This window comes from Caballeronia sp. (assembly GCF_049581465.1).
Taxonomy (GTDB): domain Bacteria; phylum Pseudomonadota; class Gammaproteobacteria; order Burkholderiales; family Burkholderiaceae; genus Caballeronia.
This window is the reverse complement of the sequence record NZ_JBAUSA010001221.1, coordinates 1-3,267: the sequence shown is the minus strand read 5'-3', so window position 1 is coordinate 3,267 and position 3,267 is coordinate 1. Positions and strand designations below refer to the sequence as shown.

Below are 3,267 nucleotides of genomic sequence, written 5' to 3'. Positions count from 1 at the left end.
ACGCATGATCGCGTGCCTGCACCTGACCAGTTTAAGCACACCGATCCTGCGGCAGCTTGCTAAACGCCTTGCGTACAAGTATGCGCACCCGCCAAAACTTATACTTGTACTAAACCGCTGACGCGGTAGTGGGAGGTAGGCACAGGTCCGTGGCTGACGTTTCATGAAGAGGGTTGTCTGGCGCTGAACCCCGGCGAGGTGGTGAGTGGTATCGCCGGGAGCAGTATGTGAACGCCCGGTTGGGCATTCCACCCACTGCTTCCAGGAGGCTCGCCATGACGCCACTGCGCCAACGCATGCTGCATGACATGCAGATCCGCAACCTTGCAGAGAATACCCAGAAGTCCTATCTGATTCAGGTAGCCAGTTTCGCCCGCCACTTTCGCCGTTCGCCCGAACTGCTGGGTCCCGAGGAGATTCGGGCCTGGCTCATCTACCTCAGCGAAGAACGCAAGCTGGCACCCGCCAGTCTCGGCGCAACGATCGGCGCACTCCGGTTTCTCTACCGTGTGACGCTCAAGCGACCCTGGAGCGACGAGGACTTTCCGTTACCGAAGAAGCCGTTCCGACTGCCAGTCGTCCTCAGCCTGGAGGAGATCACCACCTTCTTCGAGTCGGTCGCCAGTCTCAAGCACCGCACCATCCTGATGACCGCGTACGCCGCCGGACTGCGTGTCTCCGAAGTCGTGCATCTGAAGGTCACTGATATCGACAGCAAGCGCATGGTGATCCGTGTGAACCAGGGGAAGAACCGTAAGGATCGCTATGTAATGCTCTCGCCCAGGCTGCTCGAGATCCTGAGACTGTACTGGCAGGACGCCCATCCGAAGGAATGGCTCTTTCCAGGCAGCATTCCGGGGCGGCCCATCACCCGCCATGCCGTGGGCGACGCATGCGAGCTTGCACGCAAGCGCAGCGGCATCACCAAACCCGTGACACCCCATTCTTTGCGACACGCGTTCGCCACGCATCTGCTGGAAGCCGGTACTGACGTGCGCCGGATCCAGCTGCTGATGGGCCACAGGTCCCTATCGACAACGTCCCGGTACTTGAAGGTCGCCACCAGCACCGTGTGCGCCACCACCAGTCCCTTCGACCTGCTGCCGCACCCTGCACCCATTCCATCCCCGCCACCTGCGCCCCAGTACTTCTGAGCGCAGTCATGCGACCGGCGCTCGAAGTGGCGGACATTTTCCGCCAGTGTGGGCCCAGTTTCCGGCTATCCCATGCCGGGGGGCTCAGTCGTGTGCAGCGACGCGTGATGAGTGCCATCGAGCTGTGTCGTACCGCAGCGCTTGGTGCCCATCGCGAGCAGTGCGATGCATGCGGCTATCAGCGCATCAGTTACGACTCGTGTCGTAACCGGCACTGTCCGAAGTGCCAGTCACTCGCCCGCGCGCAATGGCTCGAACGCCGGCATGCGGAGCTCCTCCCCTCGACCGAGTATTTCCATGTCGTCTTCACGCTTCCCGAATCCATCGCCGCTCTCGCGTTCCAGAACAAGAGGACGCTCTACGATCTGCTGTTTCGCGCCAGCGCCGAAACGTTGCGCACGATCGCCGCCGATCCGAAGCACCTGGGCGCCGAGATCGGCTTCCTCACGATCCTGCATACGTGGGGACAGAATCTGCAGCATCACCCTCATGTGCATTGCGTTGTGCCGGGCGGCGGCATCTCCCCGGACGGCAAGCGCTGGATCGCCTGCCGTCCCGGCTTCTTCCTGTCCGTGCGGGTCCTGTCACGGCTCTTTCGCCGCCTGTTTCTCGAACAGCTGCGCCGCGCTTACGACGCCGGCGGGCTGCGCCTGCACGGTCAGTTCGAGTCCCTGAGCGATCCCGTCGAATTCGCAGCCTGGCTTGCACCCGCGGCACGGGCGGAGTGGGTGGTCTACGCCAAGCCACCCTTTGGCGGTGCCGAACACGTGCTCGATTACCTGGGCCGCTACACCCACCGCGTCGCCATCTCCAACAACCGGCTGCTCGCCTTCGACGGGCACACTGTGCAGTTCCGCTGGAAGGACTATCGGCACGAGTCCAGACAAAGAACCATGACGCTCACCGCCGACGAGTTCATCCGTCGCTTCCTGCTGCATGTGCTACCTGACGGCTTCAAGCGCATTCGCAGCTACGGGTGGCTCGCCAACTGCCACCGTGCCGACAAGCTCGCCACCTGCAGGCGGCTGCTCGGTGTCGAGGCTCCCGCCGTTGCCGCAGTCGAGCCCGGGGAAGACTACCGTGACCGCTACCAGCGACTCACCGGCAAGTCACTGCGCGACTGCCCCGTATGTGGCAAGGGACACATGCTCCGCATCGAAGACATGCCCGGCAGCCTTCCACGAGCCCCGCCAGGTCCCACCCATGCGCGCTAGTTGCCATCGCACCTGTTTCCGTACACGTTCGCCTTTCCTGACGAGGCCAACGCGGCTGCACTCGTGCCTTCGATCTGCTGGCGCACCAGCGTACTCCAAAATGGCGGGTGATTTGCCGGTTCACGCGCACATTCGCGCTTCCTTTACACGTGATGTTTCCCACTCTCGCCGGAAGTCCGTGTGTGATCGCCCCTGCAAGACTTCACAAATTACCGCGGCGGTCATTCAATGCCCATAGCGGCCACCGCCTGTGGAGCGGTTTAGCACAAACATTTTTTTGATTACCGGTCGCGGATCAGGTCCGACGACATGGTGATGCGCTGGTTGCCGCGACCGCCAACCAAAAAAATCTCTGCCCAATGCACATAATTGCATTAACGAAAAAATTTTATGTTCGCCGGCTCGGACAGCGGGGGCGAGCGGGCGGCTGCGATGTACTCGCTCATCCGGAGCTGCAAACTGAACGATATCGACCCGCGCGCATACCTGTGTCATGTCCTGACCTGTATCGCTGATCATCCGATCAATCGCATCGACGAACTGCTGCCCTGGCACGTCGCTAGCCATCTAGGAAATCCGGCAAAACCTCCGGATTCCGCACTTCCCTAAGCATCCCTACGGTTACATCCGGATAGATCTCGCCCGTGATCAGTGATCGTGCACACGATCTCACGCGATGTCCACGTCAGCAGCATCGTCGCCTATGCGCGCGCGGAAATGGGTACGGCCTAGCCGAGGCGCTTACTACCAACTGGTGAAGGCCAACCGAGGTTCTGCTGGGATCGACGATGAGACTATCGTGATGTTCGAGCAGGAGCGGTCAAAGAATTTATACAAGGTGTGGAACCGGATGTCATCGGGGTCTTACTTCCCGCCGCCGGTCAAGCAGGTAGAAATTC

At 61.1% G+C, this 3,267-nt stretch carries 2 protein-coding genes and 2 pseudogenes; all 4 read left to right on the top strand.

Annotated elements, in window-relative coordinates; all coding sequences use genetic code 11:
* The first annotated feature begins 275 nt into the window (after positions 1-275).
* Positions 276-1,154 (top strand): tyrosine-type recombinase/integrase, encoded by an 879-nt coding sequence (locus tag WCA53_RS29815; RefSeq protein WP_423919779.1) that lies wholly within the window; start codon positions 276-278, stop codon positions 1,152-1,154.
* Between the two features lie 8 nt (positions 1,155-1,162).
* Positions 1,163-2,368: an IS91 family transposase gene (locus WCA53_RS29810; RefSeq protein ID WP_423919776.1), complete on the top strand. Its 1,206-nt coding sequence runs from the start codon at positions 1,163-1,165 to the stop codon at positions 2,366-2,368.
* Positions 2,369-2,746: 378 nt separating this feature from the next.
* A pseudogene (locus tag WCA53_RS29805) lies at positions 2,747-2,977 on the top strand (transposase domain-containing protein); the annotation flags it as partial.
* 67 nt (positions 2,978-3,044) lie between these two features.
* A pseudogene (locus WCA53_RS29800) lies at positions 3,045-3,267 on the top strand (hypothetical protein); the annotation flags it as partial.

Coding starts and splice junctions, on each gene's coding strand:
- WCA53_RS29810 (WP_423919776.1), top strand. CDS start 1,163: ATGCGACCGGCGCTCGAAGTGGCGGACATTTTCCGCCAGTGTGGGCCC.
- WCA53_RS29815 (WP_423919779.1), top strand. CDS start 276: ATGACGCCACTGCGCCAACGCATGCTGCATGACATGCAGATCCGCAAC.